At 61.1% G+C, this 23,562-nt stretch carries 22 protein-coding genes, 1 tRNA gene and 1 pseudogene; 5 read left to right on the top strand and 19 right to left on the bottom strand.

Annotation, left to right across the window (positions count from 1 at the left end):
- Window positions 1–3 precede the first annotated feature (3 nt).
- From AOT96_RS13280 to cspE, 5 genes are all read right to left on the bottom strand, one after another.
- Window positions 4–76, bottom strand: a tRNA-Thr gene (locus AOT96_RS13280).
- A 30-nt stretch (window positions 77–106) separates the two neighbouring features.
- Complete coding sequence (locus AOT96_RS13275) at window positions 107–1,336, bottom strand: DNA polymerase III subunit delta' (RefSeq protein ID WP_019746652.1); 1,230 nt, start codon at window positions 1,334–1,336, stop codon at window positions 107–109.
- 33 nt (window positions 1,337–1,369) lie between these two features.
- Window positions 1,370–4,306 (bottom strand): type I DNA topoisomerase, encoded by a 2,937-nt coding sequence (topA, locus tag AOT96_RS13270; RefSeq protein ID WP_003946104.1) that lies wholly within the window; start codon window positions 4,304–4,306, stop codon window positions 1,370–1,372.
- A gap of 192 nt (window positions 4,307–4,498) precedes the next feature.
- Window positions 4,499–5,083: a hypothetical protein gene (locus AOT96_RS13265; protein WP_003946106.1), complete on the bottom strand. Its 585-nt coding sequence runs from the start codon at window positions 5,081–5,083 to the stop codon at window positions 4,499–4,501.
- A 183-nt stretch (window positions 5,084–5,266) separates the two neighbouring features.
- Window positions 5,267–5,470, bottom strand: a complete 204-nt coding sequence (gene cspE, locus AOT96_RS13260; protein WP_003946117.1) for a transcription antiterminator/RNA stability regulator CspE — start codon at window positions 5,468–5,470, stop codon at window positions 5,267–5,269.
- 456 nt (window positions 5,471–5,926) lie between these two features.
- Here cspE and AOT96_RS13255 point away from each other — a divergent pair, with 456 nt between their 5' ends.
- Window positions 5,927–8,215: a DEAD/DEAH box helicase gene (locus tag AOT96_RS13255; protein ID WP_003946107.1), complete on the top strand. Its 2,289-nt coding sequence runs from the start codon at window positions 5,927–5,929 to the stop codon at window positions 8,213–8,215.
- On the opposite strand, the gene AOT96_RS13250 is transcribed toward AOT96_RS13255, so the two are convergent.
- From AOT96_RS13250 to AOT96_RS36030, 3 genes and pseudogenes are all read right to left on the bottom strand, one after another.
- Complete coding sequence (locus tag AOT96_RS13250; protein ID WP_064689115.1) at window positions 8,208–8,558, bottom strand: Rv3654c family TadE-like protein; 351 nt, start codon at window positions 8,556–8,558, stop codon at window positions 8,208–8,210. The genes AOT96_RS13255 and AOT96_RS13250 overlap by 8 nt on opposite strands.
- Window positions 8,555–8,914 carry a TadE family type IV pilus minor pilin gene (locus AOT96_RS13245; RefSeq protein WP_047270007.1) on the bottom strand — a complete coding sequence of 120 codons (360 nt, stop codon included), beginning with the start codon at window positions 8,912–8,914 and terminating at the stop codon, window positions 8,555–8,557. Before AOT96_RS13245 ends, AOT96_RS13250 begins: the two co-directional genes overlap by 4 nt.
- Window positions 8,914–9,000, bottom strand: a pseudogene (locus AOT96_RS36030) (DUF4244 domain-containing protein); the annotation flags it as partial. The gene AOT96_RS13245 and the pseudogene AOT96_RS36030, both read right to left, overlap by 1 nt.
- A 749-nt stretch (window positions 9,001–9,749) precedes the next feature.
- On the opposite strand from AOT96_RS36030, the gene AOT96_RS36555 reads away from it, so the two are divergent.
- The 3 genes from AOT96_RS36555 (at window position 9,750) to AOT96_RS13230 (ending at window position 12,245) form a co-directional block, all read left to right on the top strand.
- A complete protein-coding gene (locus tag AOT96_RS36555) occupies window positions 9,750–9,968 on the top strand; it encodes a type II toxin-antitoxin system prevent-host-death family antitoxin (protein ID WP_083197620.1) in 219 nt (72 codons plus the stop codon).
- Window positions 9,969–10,912: 944 nt separating this feature from the next.
- Entirely contained in the window at window positions 10,913–11,740 is an 828-nt protein-coding gene (locus tag AOT96_RS13235) for a hypothetical protein (protein ID WP_156778946.1), read from the top strand.
- On the top strand, window positions 11,727–12,245 hold the full coding sequence (locus AOT96_RS13230) for a type II toxin-antitoxin system VapC family toxin (protein WP_065351848.1): 519 nt from the start codon (window positions 11,727–11,729) through the stop codon (window positions 12,243–12,245). The genes AOT96_RS13235 and AOT96_RS13230 overlap by 14 nt, the downstream gene beginning before the upstream one ends.
- Before the next feature lie 922 nt (window positions 12,246–13,167).
- Here AOT96_RS13230 and AOT96_RS13220 read toward each other — a convergent pair.
- From AOT96_RS13220 to ssd, 11 genes are all read right to left on the bottom strand, one after another.
- Window positions 13,168–14,001, bottom strand: a complete 834-nt coding sequence (locus AOT96_RS13220) for a phage major capsid protein (RefSeq protein ID WP_065351846.1) — start codon at window positions 13,999–14,001, stop codon at window positions 13,168–13,170.
- A 162-nt stretch (window positions 14,002–14,163) separates the two neighbouring features.
- Window positions 14,164–14,688, bottom strand: coding sequence for a hypothetical protein (locus AOT96_RS13215; protein ID WP_065351845.1), 525 nt, complete (start codon window positions 14,686–14,688; stop codon window positions 14,164–14,166).
- Window position 14,689: 1 nt separating this feature from the next.
- On the bottom strand, window positions 14,690–15,004 hold the full coding sequence (locus tag AOT96_RS13210) for a hypothetical protein (protein ID WP_065351844.1): 315 nt from the start codon (window positions 15,002–15,004) through the stop codon (window positions 14,690–14,692).
- Between the two features lie 181 nt (window positions 15,005–15,185).
- The gene (locus AOT96_RS13205) at window positions 15,186–15,965 is read right to left on the bottom strand and encodes a helix-turn-helix domain-containing protein (protein ID WP_156778945.1); all 780 of its coding nucleotides are present in this window, start codon (window positions 15,963–15,965) and stop codon (window positions 15,186–15,188) included.
- A gap of 507 nt (window positions 15,966–16,472) precedes the next feature.
- Window positions 16,473–16,658, bottom strand: a complete 186-nt coding sequence (locus AOT96_RS35290) for an excisionase family DNA-binding protein (RefSeq protein WP_156779002.1) — start codon at window positions 16,656–16,658, stop codon at window positions 16,473–16,475.
- A gap of 308 nt (window positions 16,659–16,966) precedes the next feature.
- A complete protein-coding gene (locus AOT96_RS13200; protein WP_065351842.1) occupies window positions 16,967–18,367 on the bottom strand; it encodes a recombinase family protein in 1,401 nt (466 codons plus the stop codon).
- Window positions 18,321–18,530, bottom strand: a complete 210-nt coding sequence (locus tag AOT96_RS13195) for a DUF4244 domain-containing protein (RefSeq protein ID WP_442978617.1) — start codon at window positions 18,528–18,530, stop codon at window positions 18,321–18,323. Before AOT96_RS13195 ends, AOT96_RS13200 begins: the two co-directional genes overlap by 47 nt.
- A gap of 68 nt (window positions 18,531–18,598) precedes the next feature.
- Window positions 18,599–19,183 carry a type II secretion system F family protein gene (locus AOT96_RS13190; RefSeq protein ID WP_007732447.1) on the bottom strand — a complete coding sequence of 195 codons (585 nt, stop codon included), beginning with the start codon at window positions 19,181–19,183 and terminating at the stop codon, window positions 18,599–18,601.
- A complete protein-coding gene (locus tag AOT96_RS13185) occupies window positions 19,180–19,968 on the bottom strand; it encodes a type II secretion system F family protein (RefSeq protein WP_065351840.1) in 789 nt (262 codons plus the stop codon). Before AOT96_RS13185 ends, AOT96_RS13190 begins: the two co-directional genes overlap by 4 nt.
- Window positions 19,965–21,146: a TadA family conjugal transfer-associated ATPase gene (locus AOT96_RS13180; RefSeq protein ID WP_003946116.1), complete on the bottom strand. Its 1,182-nt coding sequence runs from the start codon at window positions 21,144–21,146 to the stop codon at window positions 19,965–19,967. The genes AOT96_RS13185 and AOT96_RS13180 overlap by 4 nt, the downstream gene beginning before the upstream one ends.
- Window positions 21,143–22,237: a septum site-determining protein Ssd gene (ssd, locus tag AOT96_RS13175; RefSeq protein WP_065351839.1), complete on the bottom strand. Its 1,095-nt coding sequence runs from the start codon at window positions 22,235–22,237 to the stop codon at window positions 21,143–21,145. Before ssd ends, AOT96_RS13180 begins: the two co-directional genes overlap by 4 nt.
- 312 nt (window positions 22,238–22,549) lie before the next feature.
- On the opposite strand from ssd, the gene AOT96_RS13170 reads away from it, so the two are divergent.
- Complete coding sequence (locus tag AOT96_RS13170) at window positions 22,550–23,368, top strand: HAD-IB family hydrolase (protein ID WP_003946123.1); 819 nt, start codon at window positions 22,550–22,552, stop codon at window positions 23,366–23,368.
- Window positions 23,369–23,562: the final 194 nt, after the last annotated feature.

Genomic DNA, 23,562 nt, shown 5'->3' with positions numbered 1-23,562 from the left:
CTGAGCTGCCTGAGAGAATCGAACTCTCGACCTTTTCATTACGAGTGAAATGCTCTACCGACTGAGCTAAGGCAGCGTGCCTTTCGGCGGTGGCGAGTCTATCTGGTCAACCCCCGGATCGCGAAAACGGGGGTCGGAAAGCGGCTCCGATGGAGGCAACCATCGCATCGAGCGCCCACTGCAACTTGACGTTGAAGTCGACGGCCTCGCGGCATTCGAGCACCGCTTCGATGCACTTGAGCAACCCCTCCGGGGACGTTCGCGCAGCCAACTCGGCGGCCTGCCGAGCCATGTCGGGATGGGTCGCCGTCGACGTCGACCCCAGCGAATAGGAAAGCGCGTCCCGGTACATGCCGGCCAGGTCGATCAGCGTCCGGTCGAGAAGATCGCGGCGGGCCCGGGTGTCGCGCGATTTCTGACGCGCTTCGAGGTCCTTGATCAGACCAGCCGATCCGCGCAGAGTCCCGGCTGTTCCCTTGCCGGTTCCACCACCACCCAAGGAAACCTTGAGCTCCTCGAGCTCCTGTTCCTTGAGTTCGGCGTAGAACGCCTTGGTGTCAGCCTCGATCGACTTCACCAAGTTCTCTGCGGCCTTGTACGCCGTCGAAGCCCCGATCGCGTCTGCGGCAAGTCGAAGCGAACGCTGACGCTCGTCGCGCGCGCTCTCGTCGGTGGCGAGACGCCGAGCCCGGCCGACATGTCCGCCGCTGATCGATGCGGCGATTCTCGCCCGTTCCGGATCCAGCCCGTCGCGGTCGATCAGCACCTGAGCGATCGATTCGACGGACGGCGTCACCAACGGCATGTGCCTACACCGCGATCGGAGGGTGACAGACATGTCTTCCGGATCGGTCGTCGGCGCGCAGAGCAGGATGACCGTGCGGTCCGGCGGCTCCTCGACAACCTTCAGGAGGGCGTTGGCTGCGCCTTCGGTCAAACGATCGGCATCCTCGACCACGATCACCTGCCACCGCCCCGTCGTCGGTCGACGCGAAGCGATGTTGACTATCTCGCGCATGCCTTTGACGCTGATGCTCAGGCCGTCGGGGATGATCCGTCGTACGTCACCATGGGTTCCACCCATCGTCGTCGTACACGCATGACACTCACCGCACCCTGGTGCACCGTCGGAGGTGCATTGCAGGGCAGCGGCGAAGCAGAGAGCAGCCACCGAACGACCAGAGCCGGGTGGCCCGGTGAAGAGCCACGCGTGGGTCATCTCCGAGCCGCTGGAATCGCCACGAGCCGACAGTGCAGCATCACGCAGGCTCTGCTCGACGTCGTGCTGACCCACCAGCCGACCGAACACACCTCGTTCGGCCACTTCAGTACTCATGCAAAAACCCTAACCGTCGGCACCGACGAAGCCTTACGAGTCCTTCTTCGCCGGAGCCTTCTTGGCGGCGGCCTTCTTTGCCGGGGCCTTCTTTGCGGCTGTTTTCTTGGCAGCGGCCTTCTTGGCCGGAGCCTTCTTGGCTGCTGCCTTCTTCTTGACCGGGCCGCGCGCACGACGATCAGCCAGCAACTCCGACGCCCGAGCATCGGAAATGGATTCGACGTCGTCGTCCTTGCGAAGGCTGGCGTTGGTCTCGCCGTCGGTGACGTACGGACCGAATCGGCCGTCCTTGATCACCATCGGCTTCTCGCTGACCGGATCGACGCCCAACTCACGCAGCGGAGGCGTTGCCGACGCCTGACGCCCACGACGCTTCGGCTCGGCGTAGATCTTGAGGGCCTCGTCGAGCGTGACGGTGAACATCTGCTCTTCGTTGGCGAGCGAGCGTGAGTCCGTGCCCTTCTTCAGGTACGGACCGTAACGGCCGTTCTGCGCGGTGATCTCTTCCTTCGATTCGGGGTCGACACCCACGACGCGCGGAAGCGACAGCAGACGCAGCGCATCTTCCAAGGTGATCGTCGCCAAGTCCATGGACTTGAGCAGCGATCCGGTCCGCGGCTTGGGGCCTGCGACCTTCTTGGCAGCCTTCTTCGCAGGCGCCTTCTTGGCCGCGGCCTTCTTCACCGCAGTCTTGGTGCTGCCCGAGCTGATTTCTTCCGGCTCGGGAGCGGTGACGGGAACGATGTCCGGTTCCGGCTCGGCCGGCGGTTCGGGCAGGATCTCGGTCACGTAGGGACCGAAGCGGCCTTCCTTCGCGACGATCTCGTGGCCCGTCAGCGGGTCGACGCCCAGCTTGCGGCCCTCTTGAGGCGTCGAGAACAACTTCTCGGCGTACTCGGGAGTGAGCTCGTCCGGTGGCAGGTCATCGGGAAGATTTGCCCGCTGCGAGATCAAATCGCCTTCGGGATCGTCCGGGTTCTGAACCATGCGCTCGAGATACGGGCCGAACCGGCCGACGCGCACGTGAACTTCGCGACCCTCGGCGTCGTCGAACAGTCGGATGGAGTTGACCTCGCGAGCGTCGATCTCCTCGAGATTGACACCGACCATCTTCTTCAGCCCGCCCTCGCGGGCGACCGAACCTTCAGCGCCTGTCTCGCCGCCGAAGTAGAAGCTGCTCAGCCAGTTGCCACGCTGCTCACGGCCACCGGCGATCGCGTCGAGATCGTCTTCCATTCCTGCCGTGAAATCGAAGTCGACCAGCCGGCCGAAGTGCACCTCGAGCAGCCCGATGACGGCAAACGCCACCCAGGACGGAACCAGCGCGCTGCCACGTTTGTAGACGTATCCGCGATCGAGGATGGTCTTGATGATCGACGAGTAGGTCGAAGGACGGCCGATGCCGAGTTCTTCGAGCGTCTTGATCAGGCTGGCTTCTGTGTAGCGAGCGGGCGGGTTGGTGCTGTGCCCGTCCGGATCGAGCTTGGTGGCCGTGACTTCCTGACCCTTGACCAGCACCGGAAGCCTGGATTCGGCGTCGTCGGACTGACCGCCGGCCTCTTCGTCGACGCTCTCGACGTAAGCCTTGAGGAAGCCGGCGAACACGATGGTGCGACCCGAAGCGGAGAACGTGCAGTCCTCGCCGGTGCCTGCCGTGCCGGAGATGCGAAGCGTCAACGTCGTACCGCGGGCGTCGGCCATCTGCGAAGCGACGGTCCGCTGCCAGATCAGTTCGTACAGCTTGAACTCGTCGGAATCGAGCTTGGAGTGCAGCTGACCCGGGGTCTGGAACACGTCGCCGGCGGGGCGGATCGCCTCGTGGGCTTCCTGCGCGTTCTTGACCTTGCGGGTGTACTGACGCGGCGTCGGATGCACGTATTCCGGACCGTACAACTCGGTGGCCTGCGCACGAGCGGCAGCGATCGCCGACTCCGAGAGAGTCGTCGAGTCGGTACGCATGTAGGTGATGTAGCCGTTTTCGTACAGACGCTGTGCGATGCGCATTGCACGCTCGGACGTGAAACGAAGTTTGCGTCCGGCTTCCTGCTGGAGCGTCGACGTCATGAACGGCGGGTAAGGCTTGCGCGTGTACGGCTTGTCCTCGGCGGAGGAAACCGTGAGGTCGACGCCCTGCAACGCTTCCGCGAGACGACGCGCGTACGCCTCGTCGAGCACGGTGACGGCGCTGCCCTTGAGCTTTCCGTCAGCTCCGAAATCGCGACCGGAGGCGACACGCGAACCGTCGACGGAGACCAGGCGCGCACCGAAACTACGCGGGCTGGCCTCTGCACCGGCGTCGAGCGTCGCGGAAATATCCCAGTACGACGCCGACTTGAACGCCATCCGCTCGCGTTCACGCTGGACGATGACGCGAGTGGCCACCGACTGGACGCGGCCGGCCGAGAGCTTCGGCATGACCTTCTTCCAGAGAACCGGGCTGACCTCGTAACCGTAGAGACGGTCGAGGATGCGGCGGGTTTCCTGAGCATCGACGAGGTCGGTGTCGAGTTCGCGGGTGTCTTCGGCGGCAGCACGGATTGCCGGCTCGGTGATCTCGTGGAAGACCATTCGACGAACCGGAATCTTGGGCTTGAGAGTCTCGAGGAGATGCCAGGCGATTGCCTCGCCCTCGCGGTCGGGGTCAGTTGCGAGGAAGAGCTCGTCGGCGTCCTTCAACAGAGACTTGAGTTCGGCGACCTTGCCCTTCTTTTCCGGGCTCACGACATAGAGCGGCTCGAAGTCGTGATCGACGTTGACGCCGAGACGGGCCCACGACTCGCCCTTGTACTTGGCCGGAACGTCCGCTGCGCCGCGCGGGAGGTCGCGAATGTGACCGACCGATGCCTCGACGACGTAGTCCTTACCGAGGTAGGGAGCGATTTTGCGCGCCTTGGTCGGTGACTCGACGATCACGAGGCGACGAGGGTTACCGGACGCTCCCTGACCGCTGCCGTTGTCCGCTTTAGCCACCTGCTGCCCGAGCCTTCCTTTGGACGTTCACTGCCGTCGGCAGTTCTTCAGAACTAGACGTGTGGAGCAAGTTATACCCCGTGTCTCTCTTTACAGAGTGACATACCCGCAAGACATTCGTGCAGATCAGTACAGTATGGGCTCCGTCGGACACGCGACATCAGCACCGTTGGACACGCGGCATCAGCTCTGTCAGACGTGCGGCCAGGCGACCGAGGTGTCGACGTGTTTCGGCGCCTCACCGAGGTATTCGACGAGCTTTGTCAGTCTCTTCTTTCCCGACACACGGAGCCCCGGACCCGGTGTCCGGTTACCCAGTTGAGTCGGCGCGATACCAACCCTCATCAAGGCCTGAGCCAGCGGTGCGTGTGTCTCCTTCGCATGGGGGTCGAGGCCGAACACGAATCGTTCACCGCCTTCTTCGAGTCGGCCGGCGGCGACGGCCCACACTCGGAGTTGGCGAGAATTAGGAACCCACCCGACCGGCACCGCCTTCACTGCTCCCTTGGTCCATTGCACGGACAGCGGAAGGAGTGCGGGCGTCGACTGAGTTCGGACGAGTGGGCTGCCTTCTTCGCTACGCGTCACCTCGGCCCCGAGTCCGCACTGCGCGATCAACTCGGCAACGGCCTGTGCTCTCCAGTCCCGATCCACGACGATCGAGATCCGCGCGCGATCCTCCGAGGTCACGACCTGCCCCGGTCCGGCCAGCATTCCGGCGAGGTCCGTCACGGCAGGTGGAATCGACTCGGCAGAGAAAAAGGACAGTTGGCTCACAGAGTGAAACGTAAGCCACGAAGGTACTGACGGCATAGACGACCGGCCGTGGTCGGACAGCTGCGTGCATTACCTCGGACAGAGAAAGACTGGCTCAGCCCGAAAAGATTTGTCCCCCACCGCACGGATGCGATGGGGGACAAATACTGTCCGAACTAATCGCTCAGCGAGTGAGCGGAAAAATCAGACCGCGCGAACGCCGGTAGCCTGGGGACCCTTGGTGCCCTGGCCGACCTCGAACTCCACACGCTGGTTCTCCTCGAGGGTACGGAAGCCGTTGCCCTGAATTTCGGAGTAGTGAACGAAGACGTCTGCGGAACCGTCTTCGGGAGCGATGAAGCCGAAGCCCTTTTCAGCGTTGAACCACTTCACAGTGCCCTGTGCCATGCTTTTCCTTCTCTTTCTAACACCGGATTCGGTGAACAGCCCTTACAGTCCACCGGGCCGGTTCCGACCGCTGTACGTCTTTATTTCCCCCTCAGGAAAGGCAGAGCACCGCGCCCGCAACAACGATCCTGCGAGCGTGCACTTTCTCAAGCCTACGAACACAGAAGCTGCGACCGATTGTCAGTCAACCATGTTCTCCGCGTGCACAACAGTCGAAAAGGGAACTAAAAACGTTAAAAGTTCGCTACGAGAAAAACAGCCCACGATCGTGGTTTCCCGCGCGCGCGCCGAGCACCCGGTTCCACCAAGACCGCCGACCGTTGCGTATCATCAAAACTGCAGGTAGCGACAGTTTCCGATTGCCGCCACACCCCAACGCCGAGCCCGGAGAGTCACGTGAACGCACCTTCCCCGATCCCCGCCCCGGGAGGGAAGCCTGGCGAGACCTACGGGCAGATGCTGCTCGATCGGGTCGTCGCCGGGGTCAGTGGAAGCGAAAAACCACTGATGTTCACCGCGCAGTTACCTGCTCGCGTAGCCGAGTTCACCGAATGGCCGGAGTGGGTGCACCCCAGCGTCGTACGTGCGCTCGCCGAGCACAGCGTGCGGTCCCCGTGGATCCACCAGAGTGAGGCCGCCGACCTCGCTTACGCCGGAAAACACGTGGTCGTGGCCACCGGTACGGCGTCGGGTAAGTCACTGGCGTACCAACTCCCGGTGCTGACGGCCATGGCGACCGATCCGCTCGCAACAGCCCTGTACCTCTCCCCCACCAAAGCGCTGGGCTCGGATCAACTGCGAGCAGTGCTGTCCCTCACCGACTTCGACGTCGAACTTCGCAGCACGAACGCCAGTGCGTACGACGGCGACACCTCGCAGGAACTCCGCACTTGGGCACGTGAGAACTCACGCTGGCTCTTCACCAACCCCGACATGATCCACATTTCTCTGCTCAGAACCCATCAGCGATGGGCACACTTCTTCCGCAACCTGAAATACGTGATCATCGACGAATGCCACTCCTACAGGGGAGTCTTCGGATCCAACGTCGCGCTCGTGATCCGGCGATTACGCAGAATTGCAGCCCGTTACGGAGCCGAACCCACCTTCATCCTGGCCAGCGCGACCACAGCAGATCCCGGCGCGGCGGCCTCGCGGCTCATAGGCGCACACTGCACCGAGGTCACGGAAGACGGATCGCCGCACGGCCCACGCACCGTCGCGCTGTGGGAGCCGCCGCTACTCGAGGCATTGACCGGCGAAAACGGTAGCCCGGTACGACGTCCCGCGGGCGCGGAAGCCGCGCGGATCATGGCCGACCTCATGATCGAAGGCGCCCGCACTCTCACCTTCGTCCGCTCCCGCCGCGGCGCCGAACTGACCGCGATGGCCACCAAACGTCTACTCGCCGAGGTGGACCCGGACCTCGCCGAGCGAGTCGCGTCGTATCGCGCCGGATATCTGGCCGAGGACCGACGCGAACTGGAAGCTGCACTCGCCGACGGCACACTGCTGGGCGCAGCCACCACCAACGCACTGGAGCTCGGCGTCGACATCGCAGGCCTCGACGCCGTTGTCGTGGCAGGCTTCCCGGGCACCGTCGCCTCGTTCTGGCAGCAAGCGGGTCGCTCCGGGCGACGCGGTGAGGGTTCACTCGTCGTGTTGATCGCCCGCGACGATCCACTCGACACCTACCTCGTTCACCATCCGTCAGCGGTACTCGACAAACCCGTCGAGGCGACGGTGACAGATCCCGGAAATCCGTACGTCCTGGGACCACAACTTCTCTGCGCTGCAATGGAACTCCCACTTTCCGATGCCGAGGTGGACGCGTTCGGGGCTCTCGAGGTTCTGACCAGGCTGTCGGAGGAAGGCAAGATCCGGCGCCGAAAGCACGGATGGTTCGTCACCGCCGATTCGAACCCCCACGGCTCTTTGGACATTCGCGGCGGCATCGGAACTCAGGTGGCCATTGTCGACGGGGAATCCGGCCGGATGCTGGGCACTGTCGACGCGGGCCGCGCTCCGGCCACAGTTCATCCCGGCGCCGTGCACATCCATCAAGGCGAGACCTACGTCGTCGACGAACTGGACCTCGACGTCGGACTCGCACTGGTGCACACCGAGAATCCGGACTGGACCACCTCGGCTCGCGAGACCACCGAAATCACGATCACCGAACAACTCGAGCACAAGAACTACGGCGACATCGCCGTCGCTCTCGTCCAGGTCGAGGTGACACATCAAGTCGTCGGGTACCTACGACGGTTGACTTCGGGTGAAGTCCTCGACTCGATCGAACTCGACATGCCCGCACACACTTTGCCCACCAGGGCAGTGATGTACACGGTCACGCCGGAACTCCTCGAATCAATCGGGGTCCCGCCCGAACGGTTCCCCGGATCACTGCATGCCGCCGAACATGCCGCAATCGGCCTGCTGCCACTGGTGGCGATCTGCGACCGCGGAGACATCGGCGGAGTGTCCACCGCGATGCACGCGGACACCGGACTCCCGACCGTCTTCGTCTACGACGGTCATGCCGGCGGCGCCGGGTTCGCCGACCGAGGGCACAGCGAACTGTCCCGATGGCTCACCGCGACGCGCGACGCCATACTCTCCTGCGAGTGCGCTCACGGTTGCCCGTCCTGCGTCTATTCACCCAAGTGCGGCAACGGAAACGACCCACTCGACAAAGACGGCGCGGTGAAGGTTCTGACCGCCGTGATCGACACGATCAGCTGACCGGACCCGCACGCGCGTAAGCCTGCGCATCCCCGATCCCGAAGCCCGACAACAACACCGGTGCGCGTATCTCGACCAATACATCCCAACCCTGCACCTCGCACTCCGCGAGCACCGTACGCATCCGCTCCGCGATCACCGCGGACATCTCACACGCCGACTCGTCACCGCCGTCCAAGGCGCCCGCACCGCCGAGAGCCGAAAGATCAGCGGCCGACTGAGCCGTGTGCCGAGCCACCACTGCGGAACCGACATGCAGCATCCCACCGGTCACCATCACCATCGCCGCCAGAACGCAGCACGCCAGAACCGTGGCAACACCTTCGTCGTCACGTAGGTTCACCCCTCCTCCACTCCCGACTCCACTGCTGCCACCGCCTCGGAAGAAATGTCGACCAACGGCAGCAACGCACTCTCGGCGCTGACAACGGCCACCGCAAAGCCGTCCACGATCTCCACCGAGATCGACGCATCTTCGGGTGCGATCCGGCGGGCCGTGGCGACCGCAGACTCACGATCACCACGTGCCACCAACCGCGCGGCCTCACGAGCGGCGTCGACACACCGAACCTGCATCGACACCGCCAGGACTCCACCGACACACAGCACGACCACCGTGACGATCGAAGCCAGAGCAATCGCGGCCTCCACCGTCACGGCGCCGTCGTCGGCTTGCCGAATACCTCTCGTGGACAACATCACACAGCTGTCTTGAGCGCCTTGTCGATGATGCCTGTCAGCGCCGAGACAATGGAGTCGCCAGTGACAACGGAAGTATAAATAGCACTGTCTCAAAAGAGACGGCCTGACCGAGGATTGCAGTCCCCGGACAGCGCCTAAAGCTCACACCGGAAGCGACCCGACATGAACCCTGAGCGAAGTCTATACGCACCTGCACCGACAGGCTTGAGAATCACCTCGCCGTTGTTTTCGTAATAGACTTGGCTGCAACGTAATTCGATACCTTTCGACACCCAGGGCGCATTCCTCTTTCAGCAAACTTCCCTGGTGAATATCGCCAACTCGCTCGGCTACTCGCCGGTGGCCACAACTGCCCGTTTGCAGTCGACGAGCGCCAAACCGATCCGGTCGCCATTGCGCTTTTGCATTCAGCCGAGCGCATACCCCGCCCCGGTTTTCGGCTGCCCTTCATTTCACGTCGTTATCTGTGAGAGTTCGACGCAAACCAACCTCATCCAGTTGCAGTGCTGACAATCCCCTGAGTCCTGGCCAGAGGAGCCTCCCGGCTGACTGATCATCGGCTGCGAGGTCAACGAACAGCTCCTCACGCCCTCAAGCGTGGGGGGCCATTCGTCGTGGAGCGGAACAGCGGTCGGCGGAATTTTGGGAGGTTGCTTGGGAGGTTCCAAGCAGAGGCGTTTACCCGATCTCTTCTTCGACACTTCGTACCTCTGCTACCGATCGAAAGAAACCACACTGCGGCACAGCCTATTCGTGCACGCAAGACTCATGCATCATCCTCCATTTGGCCTCTGACGTGCACATATAGACATAAAGTAGGTACAGTAAACACATGGCGATCAGGGCGAAAGACGCTGCTAAGAAACTGTCTCAACTCATCAAGGAAGTGAACGAAGACCAGCTTCCCGTTGAGATTGTGACTAAGCACGGCAGCGCAGTCCTTGTCCCGATCAACGAATGGAACTCGCTTCGGGAAACAGGTCACCTCCTCGGGAGCCCCGCAAACGCCGAACGCTTACAACGAAGCCTGAACCGAACGCGACAACCATGAATCGGCGAGCGTCGAACACCACTCTCCCTCAATGAGAAGCTGGCCGACTGGCAGAAGGATCTGGAGAAGCATCATGCAAGACAACACCGGACACCCCCCGATTGCGTACTCATACGTCACGGCAGGTCGAGCGGTCGGGGGCATGTCCGAAGATTTCATACAGAAGGAAGTCAAAGCTGGTCGTCTCGGATTCGTGAAACTCGGTAGCCGAGTCACCATCCCGCACGACGAACTCGTTCGGTGGTACGAAAGTCAGGTTTCAGGGCCCATCCGAAGCCCCCGCCCCAACTGAGCGACACCGCCACCAGCCATCGCAAACGCCAAATGGCCCTTGCCGCAAAGGACAAGGACCATTTGGATGCTAATCAGTGTCCGCGCGTGATGCGGACGGTGCGAGTGATACGAACGACACGAATAACGCGTGTTGCCATATTCCCACCCCTTTCAATCCCAGGAGGACGGCATCAAACCCACACCCTGGAGGGACGAATTCCCCCATAGCGTGTAGCCTTCTCCATGCATCCCCATGCAGGTCTGGCCTCGGATTGACTGCCTCGGCATCTCCGGGGCTTTTCCGTTTCTCCGAGTTAATCGTTGCACATGAAATCGATGAGACAACCAAGCGCTGAAAACGCAAATCGTCCGCCCACCTCAAAAAATCGGGCAAAACGGACATTTTTCGCCCCAATTACGAGTAGGCTTCACTGGAGCGAAGCGTAAGTGAAGCCTACCGTGTTCCAAACGATTAACTCTGCCTCGCTGCGTGATTATCATCACAATAATATTTGTAGACATCAATCCATCTGATCGCAGAGACAACGCACTTATCTGGCCCGACCAGCCGGTATAGATTGCAAACTGCCTGATCCGATCGTCCGCCCCGCTTTCATATTTGTCCTATGCTCGGGTCAGACTGCACGGAACTAGAAGGGTGGCGAAGACTCATGCTCAAGCACGACGAGACACCGCTGCCCAACTTGTCCGTCTACGTAGCCGGCGCGCCGGAAACGATTGACGCCGCAAAGGCGCTGTCTGGACTCACCTCGCTACTCGACCTGATCAAGGAACTACAGCAGTTTTCAGAGGGTCCAGAGGGCCACGCTGGACACACTCGGTGGAGACTCTCGCAACTGGAACTGAACAGTATTGCGACTACGTTCTCCCCACTTCGATCAGACGATGACAGCGACCAGACCATTGAACTGTCCCTAAGCAACCTGATTCGCGGATTCCAAGTCACCGAGGGCGCAGCGGAAATACCCGACTATTGGCCAACGACCGCCGTCGAAAAAGCCCGTAAGGCCGCCTACGACCTGGGCGCAGCGTCACCGGCCGGAACGGAAATTAGCATCCCCGGTAGCGAGAATCTTCACGTTCGAGTCAGTTCACAGTCAGCGCGCAATATTCGAACGGTCGTCAATCAGAAGACCAAGAGCCTGGGCAGTGTCACTGGAACGATTGAAACGCTGACCGTTCGAAAAAAGAACGAAGCGCACATGTGGACAGAACGTGGAAACCACCGCGTCACAGTGAGATTCAGCGAGAAGGACTTTGAAGCTGTCCGCGCAGCGATCAAACATCGAGTCCTAATTTACGGAATTCTTGAGCGAAACTACCGATCTGCGCCAGTCAGTGTCGACCTTCGCAATATCGAGGTACTGGAGGAATGGGGCAGCGGGCCGAAGCTCACTGATCTAGGCGGGTCCTCGCCCGAATACATCGGCGGCCAACATGCTGTTGATTACGTGAGGCAATCGCGTGACAGAACCTGATCTGTACACGACCGCCTACCTGGACGCCTGCGTCTATATTCGCTACATCACGCGCGAATGCGACGAGGGCGAGTGGAGCGTCATCGACAAGGTCATACGTGACGGTGAATCAAATGCTTACGCATTGCATGCTTCACCGCTGATTCTGGTCGAAGTCCTAGGTCAAACCAAGCAAGACCCACCAAACCCGGAGAAAGAGGCGCGGATCCTCGCGCAGCTGGAAAACCCCTCGGTGATGTTCGTCGAGTTCGATCGCATGGTCGCCCGCAAGGCTCGCGAAATCGTCTTTGAGAACAAACTAAGGACCTGCGATGCAATCCATCTGGCATCTGCAGTACTCGCTGGGGTAGATGTGTTCTTCACGTATGACGACGAAATTTTAGATCTGAAAGAGGTCGAAGGCATCCCGATCAGGGCGCCGTACGTGCGTTTCATTAAGCCGACAAATAGATGGCCCGATCCCAGTGACGACCACCTCTTCACGCCGGAAGACATGCCGTTTTAACGACCGGCCGATGGCGCGCGATGAATGCTTGAGTGTTCTTCGACCTGCACAAAAATTCCTGGAAACCCGTACATGCCGCGAGCCAGTGAGTGTTGCGCAGAGGGACTGCGCAGGGGGAGGGAGGTCCCCCGCCCTGTCCTAGATCATTCGAGTTATGCAGTGCAGCAGATCAATTCGACGCAACACTCTTCCGTTTTGGCTCGTCCGCAAGTAGCGTGCGTGGTCAGTCAATCGGAAGGGAGTCGGTAGTGGGCATTTTCGGTGACATGGCACGGGGCACTGAGCGGCGAGCAGAGCGGAGAGCGACAGGTCGTCGGCGAGAAGGTCTATGGCAGGCATCCGACGAGGCCCGCGACAGGGCTGAACAGCACCTAGTTGAGGCGGAAGATTCGCTTGCCCAGAAGGAGTTTGGACGTGCCAGGTTGGAAGCAATCCGCGGACAAGCAGAGCAATACGCCGCAATCAGGCTCCAGTTCGAAGCGATGATCACCTAGGCGAACTGATCGCACTTGCGACGGCCGATGTGGAGCCTGGATACACCAAAGCCCCGCCATGACGAAATGGCGGGGCTTCGGTGCGCTGGATAGTCCTCGAGCAGGCACCCGCGGGAGTAAAAGGGGGAAACTCCCTCAACACAGGTCGCAGGAAGGTAGGTCTACGCACTGTGGGGATTGCTATTTCGATCGACGCGCTGCCGCGGGTCGAGACTTCGGCGCGGGCTTGAGTGCATCGGGTTCGACCGTGGCCGGCGTATTTTCGCCAGTCCAGAGGCGGACCCACCCGTTGCGTACCCACCTTTCGGCGGTGCTGGGGTGCAACTCAACGACGGTGCCCGCGCCAACCTGACTACCTTGGTATGCGATCAACCAGGGGGCTTGGACCGTGCACGTTACAGCTAACGGTCCCTCCCGGCCTGGTGTTGTCACAGCGTCTGGGTGATCTTGACGATGGCAGCCGGGTGAGGGAAGCCGATCCCGACACGCATGATCGCGCGCACCGCGGTCCTCGCAGAAGTGAATCCAACAGATCCGTCAGATGCAATATCTGCATCCTGGCGGATCGTGACGACTGCGCGTTCAGCTGGAATCGCCCACACCGCGTTCGCTTCAACCTTAGGTGAAACAACAAGTGGCACACCTGCAATGACTCGCTTGGTGGGCTGCGTCGGGTCTGAGCCGAGCAGCGGAGCGTTGCTACCCGACCCGGTCTTGAGCTTGGCAAGCTGCAACGCAACCTGCGGAGAAGTCACGAATGCACCGACGGTGGCACCGACAGTCTCCGTCAAAGCCTGCGCCTCGCTGAATGGGTCAAGGTTTTCGAATGCCCCCGCCGTAACGACTGACTGGATTCCGGAAAGGCTCGCTAGACCCGACGGGCCGTTCGTGACAGTTGTACCGAAGTACGCAGCATCGAGTTGACGAGCAAGGTCACGGGCAAGGCCCCGACCGACTTCGGCGGCAACATCTGGGCCTGAATCTGCAATGAGTTCATTGGAAATCATCGTCAGTCCCGCGAGCTTGAGGGCTGGGATTTCCAGCTCGGTCACCTCGAGGTCACTGATGGGGATTTCGCCACCTTCTGGGACCCACGCCGCGCTGGGGTCATCGGTAACGATCGGTACCCGCAGAGAATTTGTGTTGGAAAGAATGACCCGGCTTACCTGCGCTGCAACCGATTCACCGATGACGGGCTGAATAAGCAGTTCGGCAACTTGACTCGGAGCGAGCAGGGACGAAGAGTTGACAGAATTGTTCATGAGATGCCTTGTGGCTAAAGAGTTTTAGATTGACTCTCGGCGGCCACAGGCTCACAGAGTTGCCCACAAGGGTTTGTCAGGGCAGAGCGTGAGAAACCTGTCTCGAACGCCCTGCCCTTTTATTGTCCCTGATGGTTTTCCTGGATTCCAGATGTTTACCTGTCAGGAGCCGCGAAGGAACTTTCCCCAACTCGCCGCGCGGGGACCACTACCGGGATTGCCTGCGCCCTGGCCGAAGTCCATGTAGCGCTGCTGCTGTGCCTGCACGCGCGCGGGATTGGACAGTCCTGGCCGTGCAGTCACAAGGTCAGCCACCGCGTCGGAAACCTTGTCTGGGTCCACGTCGCCTTCGTCGGTGAGCAAGTCGGCAACGGTCATGCCGCCGATGTCGAACAGGTCGAGAGGTTGGGCAAGGCCCGGTGCTGCAAGCCTGGCAATTTCGGCGGACTGTAACGATTCGATGCGAGTTCTCAGTGCGTTTCGTTCGGCTTCCACTTCGCGCAACTGGACACGTCGTCGGGCGGCTTCTGAGTTGCCTGATCCGCTGGAATCGGTGTTTTCTGTCCCCGCTTTTGAGGGCGCCACGCCTGCGGGGGTAGGCCGAGGTGCTGGTGTGGCGTTTTCGTCAGCCGTAGGTCCTGCTGTGAGAGTGGTTTCGGCAGCTTGTGCGGTGGTGTCGGTGTTCATGTCAGCCTTCGATTTTTTTGGTCGGGTCGATTGAGGGTCGTTGCTTTGCGAGAGCGGGCCAAGTTCGGCGACGCACTGTCGAGGTCACGTAGTCCACGACGGTCACTAAGCCGTCGGGCACCACGTAGCCGAGATGGGAGAGAAGTGCGCACTCGGTTGGCGTTGCCGGACGGATTCGGTGCCGATGACGGCTCGCAAAATCGTTCTCGAGGGTGCTGTCTTCGGCGTTCTGCAAAGGAGCAGGCAGCGGTTCGGTGAATGTGAGCCAGCCCCGCACGTCGTCTGGTTGCTGGGGCGGAATGCCGGTAAGAGTCATCAGTTCGATTCAGGCGGTCAGGTGTGGATAGTCGGGTTGTTATCGGTCGCTGGGCGACCGCGCCCCTCTGTCCAGATGCGCGTCTGAGAAAACAACATCAGGCGAACGCAGTTCCGGGGGAAACCATTTAAGGAAGGGGGTGTGTAGAGACAGTGTCGACCAGCAGCTACTGGCATCTGGTTCAAAGATGGCTTGGGACCGGTGGATGCCGGGATCGTCTGAGACCTGGGTGACTCATTGGTGAGTTACCTGGACTTCGTTGCTTACGGATCATGTTGACGATCGAGTAGGTCCGCTGGCCAGAGGCCAGCATGCCTTCGGCTGTGCTTTGCTCCCAGCTGTCCAGGCAGTCAAGTTCGGTTTCGAAGTAATCGAGGATCTCTTGCTGTTCGGCTTCGCTGAAGTCATCGACATTGGGACTGGCGTTGTATCGCTCGACAACGTCCGGCTTAGGTTTCCAAGCTGAGTTTGATCCCGCACCGATCGTCATCGATCCCCTACGGGAACTCCCATGATCTGATGAGTGATCTGATGAGTGATCTGATGGGGGGTAAACCATTTGCACCCTTCCCGAAAATGATTGACCCCCTTCCGGAAAGCTATTTACTCCCTTGACACCCTCAAGCTCGTGACGTTCGTTCGGGTCGTCGGCGTCGCCGCGCTCCGAACGCTGACGCGGAGTCGAGAGGGCGTAGACGTTCGCCTTGCCCTTCCCGTGCTGATTGCCACCCTCCTCCGTCAGGACGATCCAGCCCTTGCGCTGCAATTCTCGGAGTGCCTTCCTGACGGTTGGCTCCGACGCGCGGGTATCCCTGACAATGCGTTCCTTGCCCGGACGAATATTTCGCCCGTTCTCACTCGAGTAGGAGAAGAGGATCATTAGCACGCGAAATTCGGCATGAGTTAGGTCCGCACCGCGTACTCGCTTTTGCCATGTCAACTTACTGAATCCTGAACTCACGTGAACTGCACCACCACTTGCGATAGCACTAGGTGGGTGACGGGAGTTTTGTTAGAATGCATTGATCCAATTTTCAGTTGTATTGATGTCCGTCAAGTGTTCCGGCCTGGCGGACATCTTCGTATCTACGCGATGAATTCGTGAGCACGAGAGGTTTGACTACACTCTTCGCGCTTCTACGATTTTTTCTGAGTTCATATCGGGTGGGACAGGTCTTGCCGCAAAAAGAATTGCATGAGGCAAGCGACGCAGATGTGGTAGTCGGAAGGACGTTTATGCCCGGTAACCCGTCGACCGATGACCAGCGATCTCAAATCATTCACACTGATCAAGCCGGATAACTGCGCTGACACGGCCGCAGTCGGGAGACTTCGGTGAATCATGCGACCCGCTGCGCTTGCGGGCAGTGCACACGAACGCCTAGCAGTGCAGCAATCGTACTCAGTTGGCCGACTGGAATCGGTGGTGCGTCGTCTACAAGTCGCTGGACGAAAATCTCGGCCTCGGTCAATTTTGTTTAGCATCCCTGAGTTGAGCAAGGACCGCTACCTTGGGAACTAAGACAAGCCGTGATCCGGACCTGTAGCCAGGGAGGGTTCCCTTGCTAACCCATTTTCGGATCGTCCTCGATGTCACACCAAGGATTTTTCCTGCTTCACTGCTTGGAATCAGATCCAAGATATTTGCATTCATATTTAGTTTTCCATTCGCTGATCGGTTGATACCCAAATCATGCACAATACGTTCCGATAATTCCAGATGATTGAGATGCAAAGAGAGGCATCGGAGGTAGAACCACATGACTTTCCTGCGGCATCACCGCAGTCAGTCGTATGCACTGCGAAAAACTTGAACCTACATGTTGTGAGCGACTACACATTTCTGCGGCAGTCCGAGCGGTCACAGAATCCACAAAGATCGCCGAACCCCACACCGCGCGGTTACCTACCTACCCGAGCAGGCTTATGTCAGCACATGCTCGGAAACACTGCCTTTCATGTTCAACCGCCGACACGCCATTCGATCTCCACTCTCCGCCGGTCAAGACCGCCGCCGATGACCTTTGCGCCGCTGCCGACGGGCAATACAGTCACTGTCATCAATGCCTTGATCACTTTTCCGCGCATGTCCATCGACAACGCTTCCCACGCTTGGCGCAAATCACGGCCGGCCAACAGCATTTGCGCCACTGGAGACGATTCACGTGCTCCAGCCAACATGCGATCGATTCGCGCGATTTGCGGACGTATCTGGTCGTTGACGGTTGTCAGCTGGGTGCCTTCAAGCAACCCCTTGGCGAATTCCTCCGCCGCGTAATTCATTCTCGCGACGAGTACGTCTCGTTCGATCCGAAGCGCTGAAACATCCGGTGCAGACTCGCTCAAAAGCATGCTGCTGACATCTTCACGAGACAGTCGAGCAATCACCACATCGGTGACGAACGCATCGAGCGCTTCCTTGCGCTGCGATAGATGCGGCTTGTTCGAACAACGGTAGTCCAAATACTTCTGTCGCCCAGACCGCCCACCCATGCTGAAAACTGACATCGTTGCACCGCAGACACCACACAGATAGACACCACTCCCCTGATGTGCGCGTTCGTAAGAGATGCTGGTCCGCCTGACCGGATCGTCCAGCAAAGTCCTTATCGCATGAAGCGTGTCGACATCGTAAATTGCCGGCCACTGCGCTGGGCCTACGATCTTCCCTGCCTGCTCAATCAACCCCGCATTCCGAGCGCGCGCGAGCACCTTCCGTACCGAACTAGCAGTCCACGTCGCATTCCCTCGTGCCGTCCTAATACCCGTAGACATCCACAACTTCGAGATTGACATCAATGATCCACCACGAAGAAAGTGTTCCGCAGCAGCACGTATCGCATCGGCTTCCACTGTTACAACCTTCATCCCCCCTTCCTCATACCCGAAGGGACGAGGTCCGCCTCTGAACTTTCCGTCGAGTGCCTGCTGCTGCTTTGCACTCTTGATCCGTTCAGCAGATCGCTCGACTTCGTAGCGCGCAATGCTCGCCAGCATTGTCGCGTTGAGCCTTCCAGTGGGAGTAGATAAATCAATGGGTCCTGCCTTGACCGTCCGGATCGCAACCGTGTGCGCCTCGCAGACCTGGACCAGTTCCGAGAGGTCAGGGACCGAGCGATACAGCCTGTCGGTATGCCAGCTGAGCAGGCCACCAACGGACCCAGTCGCCAGGTGCTGCAACATTGCTATGTAACTAGGTCGGGCTTTACTCCCGTACGCGCTTACATCGTTGTCCACGAACACTTTTGCAATGTTCCAGCCAAGCGATTGAGCCAAAATCCGGCAGTCGGCCTCTTGCCGCTCAACTCCGAGGCCCTCACCATTGCGGTCCTGCGAAATACGGCAATAGATCACTGCATCCATTTTGGTACCGTAACACTTGACTATCCGTCACAACCGTGTACAGGACGGCACCGAATGCGGCAGCCGCAATCGTGCCGATCGCATACTCCGCGGTGGACATGCCGTCGTCCTCGGCAACCAACAGCGCAAATCTGGCCGACACCGTCCTCAACGTCTTCGAAATCATTTCTCCCCCTTCAATCGAAACCTGTGGCAGCACTTCTGCCGCAGGAGCTTTCACTCGGATCCGGCTCACAGCAGGCCGTTACCGAGCACAGTCGTGGCAAGCCCGATCACCACCGGGACGATGCCCAAGGCGATGAACGCCGGCAGGAAACACAGCCCGAGTGGACCGCTGATCAGCACTCCCGCGCGTTCGGCTGCGGCAGCAGCAAGATCCTCGGCGTCACCTCGACTGCGCTCGGCGAGTTCGGCCATGGATGAGGACAGCGACGAACCCGAACGGGCGGAACGCCGAGCCATTCTGGCGAGCGCCTCGGTATCGGGATCGAGAGCGGCTTCGCTCCACGCGGCGTCGGGATCGGCACCGAGCGCCAGAAGGTCGGCGACGCGACGAAGCGAGTCGGCCATCGGTTTCGGTGCCGTCGACGCCATCGCTGTGATCGCGGCGGAGACGGGAAGCCCCGCTCGTAGGCAGGCCCCGAGAAGGTCGAGACTTGCGGCAACTGCGAGTGGATCCGGCTTGTCCGGGACTGGAACCGAATCTTCTGTTGTTGTGTCCGCGAAGAGAATTTCTGCCGCCCTGGCCGAAGCACCGCGACGAGCGGGAATGATCGCGAACGCCAACGCCATCATCGCTACGGATGCCCAACTCACGACGTGACCTTCGCAGTTATCCGGTCGGTCCAGAGCAGACCAGCTGAGACACAAGCGGTTCCGATCACCAGGAGCACGCCGCCGAGCCCACCTCCGAACAGCACGCGCAGCGGCGAAGCACCCATCAATTGCCCGAGACCGATCCCCAACAGCGGGAGAAAGGCCAACACCGCAGCGGTCGCCCGAGCGCCCGCCAACCCGGCCTCGGTACGCTGACGAAAGTGTCTACGTCCCAACATGTCCGTCCGGACGGCGCCGAGTAGTTCCGCCAGTGCCAGCCCGTGTTGGTCGGCGACCCGCCAGACGGATCCGATGCGGGAGAACTCACGCTCGATGCACGAATCCGGTACCGCGAAGGCCGCTGCGGCAGAACCACCGAGACGCGCCCTGGCCCCAGCGGAACGGAATACGGCACTCACTTCTCCGGTACATTCCTCGCCTGCAACAGAACTGGCCGCTGCAGGATGCGCGCCGACGCTCAGCTCGGCGATCAGCACCTCCAGACCGGAGAGCAGCATCTTCTGTGAGAGATCCCGGGTTTCGGCTGCATTCGCGCGTCGGCCACGGAGGATCAGGGTCCCGGCGAGGACGACAGCCGCACACCCTGCCGGAAGACCTCCGAGGATCCACGCGGCCGAAATCGCGAGAAATGCGGCGACGAACTGCCACGGAATCTGCCGGGAGGACTTGCGGACGCTCGGGGTGTACGTGGCGAGCCGAGCACGTGAATCCCGCACCGGCGCAATCGAGACCGCCAACGCGAAGGCCAAGAGGGAAACCGTCACGTCCCGACCTCTCGATTGCGAAGCCGGAACATCCGCTCGAGCCGCTCACGACCCGAACCGCCGTCCGGCCACGCCTGCATGATTCGTACATACCCGTCCGCACCGCGGTCGATGACACCGATCTGTTCGAGACGCCTCGATCCGTCAGCCAATCTGTGCACGTGCAGGATCACTTGAACTGCCGCGGCAAGTTGACTGTGCAACGCGTGGCGATCCATACCGCCGAGCGCCGCCAACGCCTCGAGTCTGGCCGGCACCTCTTCGGGCGAATTGGCGTGAACGGTGCCGGCGCCGCCGTCGTGGCCGGTGTTCATCGCCGTGAGCAGATCAGTCACCTCTGCGCCGCGGACCTCACCGACGACGATGCGATCGGGACGCATTCGTAGTGCCTGCCGAACCAGATCGCGCACCGTCACCTCTCCGACGCCCTCGACGTTGGGAGCTCTGGCGACGAGGCGGACGACGTGTGGATGCGGCGGCGCCAGTTCGGCCGCGTCCTCGACACAGACGATTCGCTCGCGCGGGTCGACCGCGCCGAGCATGGCGGACAACAACGTGGTCTTTCCCGCACCGGTCCCGCCGATCACCAGAAAAGCCAAGCGACAAGAAATGATGCGATTGAGGAGCTCCCGCGCGTCCGGTTCCACGGCGCCGTGGGCGGACAGCGCGTCGAGACCCTGGGTCGCGGGCCGCAACACTCGCAGTGACACGCAGGTTCCACCCTGGGCCACGGGTGCGAGTACGGCATGAAGTCGTACCCCGAAGTGCCCGTCGCCGACGCCCCGCAGGCGGCCGTCGACCCACGGTTGGGCGTCGTCGAGGCGTCGACCTGCCGACAGTGCCAACCGCTGCGCCAATCGACGCACAGCTGCCTCGTCGGTGAACCGGACCCCCGACCTTTCGAGGCCGACCCCGCGGTCCACCCAGACCTGATCCGGCGCGGTCACCAGTACGTCGGCGACCCCGGGTTCGTGCAGTAGAGGTTCGAGCGGCCCCGCACCTGTCAGTTCCGTCTGGAGCACCCTGACGACCTCCAACAGATCCGTGTCCGCCAGAACGCCGGAGGACTCGGCTCGCACGGCATCGGCAACGGTGGCCGCCGTCGGCTCGGCGACCGACGACGCCGTCAATCGCTCGCGAACTCGGTCGAGCAGTTCGGCCGTGACCAACGCACTCATGCCGCAGCCCTGCGCGGGCGTGCGCCGGATTCGACGGCGTCGAGTACCGCTGTTGCCGCCGCACTCAACGGACAACCGCGGGTCAATTCGAGGCCACCACGCTCGAGCATCGGCGCCAGCGATCGGTGGCCGCGCATCACGGCCGTCAGGGGCAGGCCGAGCATGTCTGCCACATCGGCGCCGCGTAGGCCTCCCGGTGCCGGCCCACGCACGACGAGACCGACGTTGGAGTTGTGTCGCACCACCCAGGCTCCGACCTTCTCGGCCGCGACGCATGCGGCCACGGTGGCCGGAACCACCACGAGCACCGAATCCGACATCTCCAACACGGCCTGACCTACCTCGCTGGGATGACGTGGCACGTCGCAGACCACGAGCCCGCCGGAACTGCGACCTGCGTCCAGCACGGCGCGAACGGCGGTCACTGTCGGACCGTCGATCTCCCGGCGACTGCTCGCCAGAACCCTCAGAAACTTTCCCTTTGCCGGCAGTGCATCGCGCAGCGCATCCGGGGACAACCGCCCGCCCTCGACGGTCAGTGCACCCCAACGTAATCCGGGAGCAGTCTCGATACCCAACAGCACGTCGGCGCCGGAACCGAGTGCGTCGACGTCCACCAACAGCGTCGGGACGTGACGTGCCGCCGACGTCAACGCGACAGCCGCAGCAGTTGCCGAGGCTCCGCCGCCGCCACAACCACCCACCACGCTCACGACGGTGCCGTCACCACTGACGTCTACGTGATCGGCCAGAACTGCGACCAGCGCGTTCTCTTCCTCGGGCAAGGACAGAACGCTGTCGGCTCCGATCGCGGTGGCGCTCTTCCAATCGTCGACGGTCGGTGTGCCGTCGCATACGAGGAACACTCGCGTTCGCTTGGGGGAACGAGCCAGAGCATCTCGCGCCGCCGACGCGTCCAGTACCACCGCCGAGGCCCGGTTCCACTGTTGCCGGGACACGGGATGTTCGGCCTCGTCCAGCCGGCGGTCCACCGCGGCAGCGACGCGTCGCACGCTCGCGAGGATTTTCGCGTCGTCGACGAGAACCAGAATGGGAGCCCCGGTTTCCTGAGAGCTGATCGTCGTGTTCATGACTGCAGAGCCTGAACGAGCACCGGCACCGAAAACAGTGGGCCGAACAACCCTGTGGACAACTGGGAGGTTGGGGAGAAACAGGCCTGAGACAGAGGACGACCCCCGCCAATGGGGGGAGGAGGCGGGGGCCGTCTGAGTTCAGCCCCGGGGGGTCGGGCTGAACTAGTTCGAACGAATCGAACAGCAACGATCTTACACCCGCCATCGGCGAGAAATGCAAGCCTGAGCTGCACTGAACTGCTGTTTTTCGCCGAAAGAGGACGCTTGCCGAAGAGCACACGAACCGCCTGTCGGACTATCCTCAATCCTGTGACCGACAAGCCTGCGAACGGACTGAATACCGGGCGGACAGCCGCTTTCTTCGATTTGGACAAAACGATCATCGCGAAGTCGAGCACCCTGGCGTTCAGCAAGCCATTCTTCGCACAGGGTCTGATCAATCGACGCTCGGTTCTCAAGAGCAGCTATGCGCAATTCCTGTTTCTACTGTCCGGCGCCGATCACGATCAGATGGAGCGCATGCGCGAGCATCTGACGGCGATGTGTGCGGGCTGGGACGTGGAACAGGTGAAGGCCGTCGTCGCGGAGACTCTGCACGACATCGTCGATCCACTCGTCTTCGCCGAGGCGGCCGATCTGATCGCAGATCACAAGCTGCGTGGACACGACGTCATCGTCGTGTCTGCTTCGGGTGAAGAGATCGTCGCACCGATCGCCCGCGCCCTCGGCGCCACCCATTCCGTCGCGACGTCGATGAGGGAGGAAGACGGCCACTACACCGGCGAGGTGGACTTCTACTGCTACGGCCCCGGCAAGGTCGAAGCCATGGAAAAACTCGCCGCGGAGTACGGTTACGACCTCGCCGCCAGTTACGCCTACTCCGACTCGGTGACGGATTTACCCATGCTCGAGGCTGTCGGACATCCGACCGCAGTCAACCCCGATCGAGCGTTGCGCAAGGAAGCAGCCGTAAACGGTTGGCCCATACTGACTTTCTCGAATCCGGTCTCACTTCGTGCCCGATTGTCGGCCCAGTCCACGACCACGGTGGCCACTACTGCTGCGGTGGGAATCGCAGCTCTGGTGGCCGGCGCCATGACCTTCGGGCTACTGCGCCGGAAACGCTGAAATCCAAGGCCCACAAACAAAAATTGGTACTTGCTGTGAGCCCGGACACAGGGTACAAAGGAGTTACGGAAGAACGGAAGGCCAGGAACGGCTCGGAAGAGAAGGACCGTTTCCCCAACCGAAATTCCTAGCACGGGCACTAGGGCACCCACGCGGAGCACAAGCCACTATAAGGGCAGAAGCGTTGTGGGCCT

The sequence above is a fragment of the Rhodococcus sp. 008 genome (genome assembly GCF_001682295.1).
GTDB lineage: Bacteria > Actinomycetota > Actinomycetes > Mycobacteriales > Mycobacteriaceae > Rhodococcus_F > Rhodococcus_F qingshengii.
Note: the sequence above shows the minus strand (reverse complement) of the source record. Positions and strands in the feature narration are given on the sequence as shown.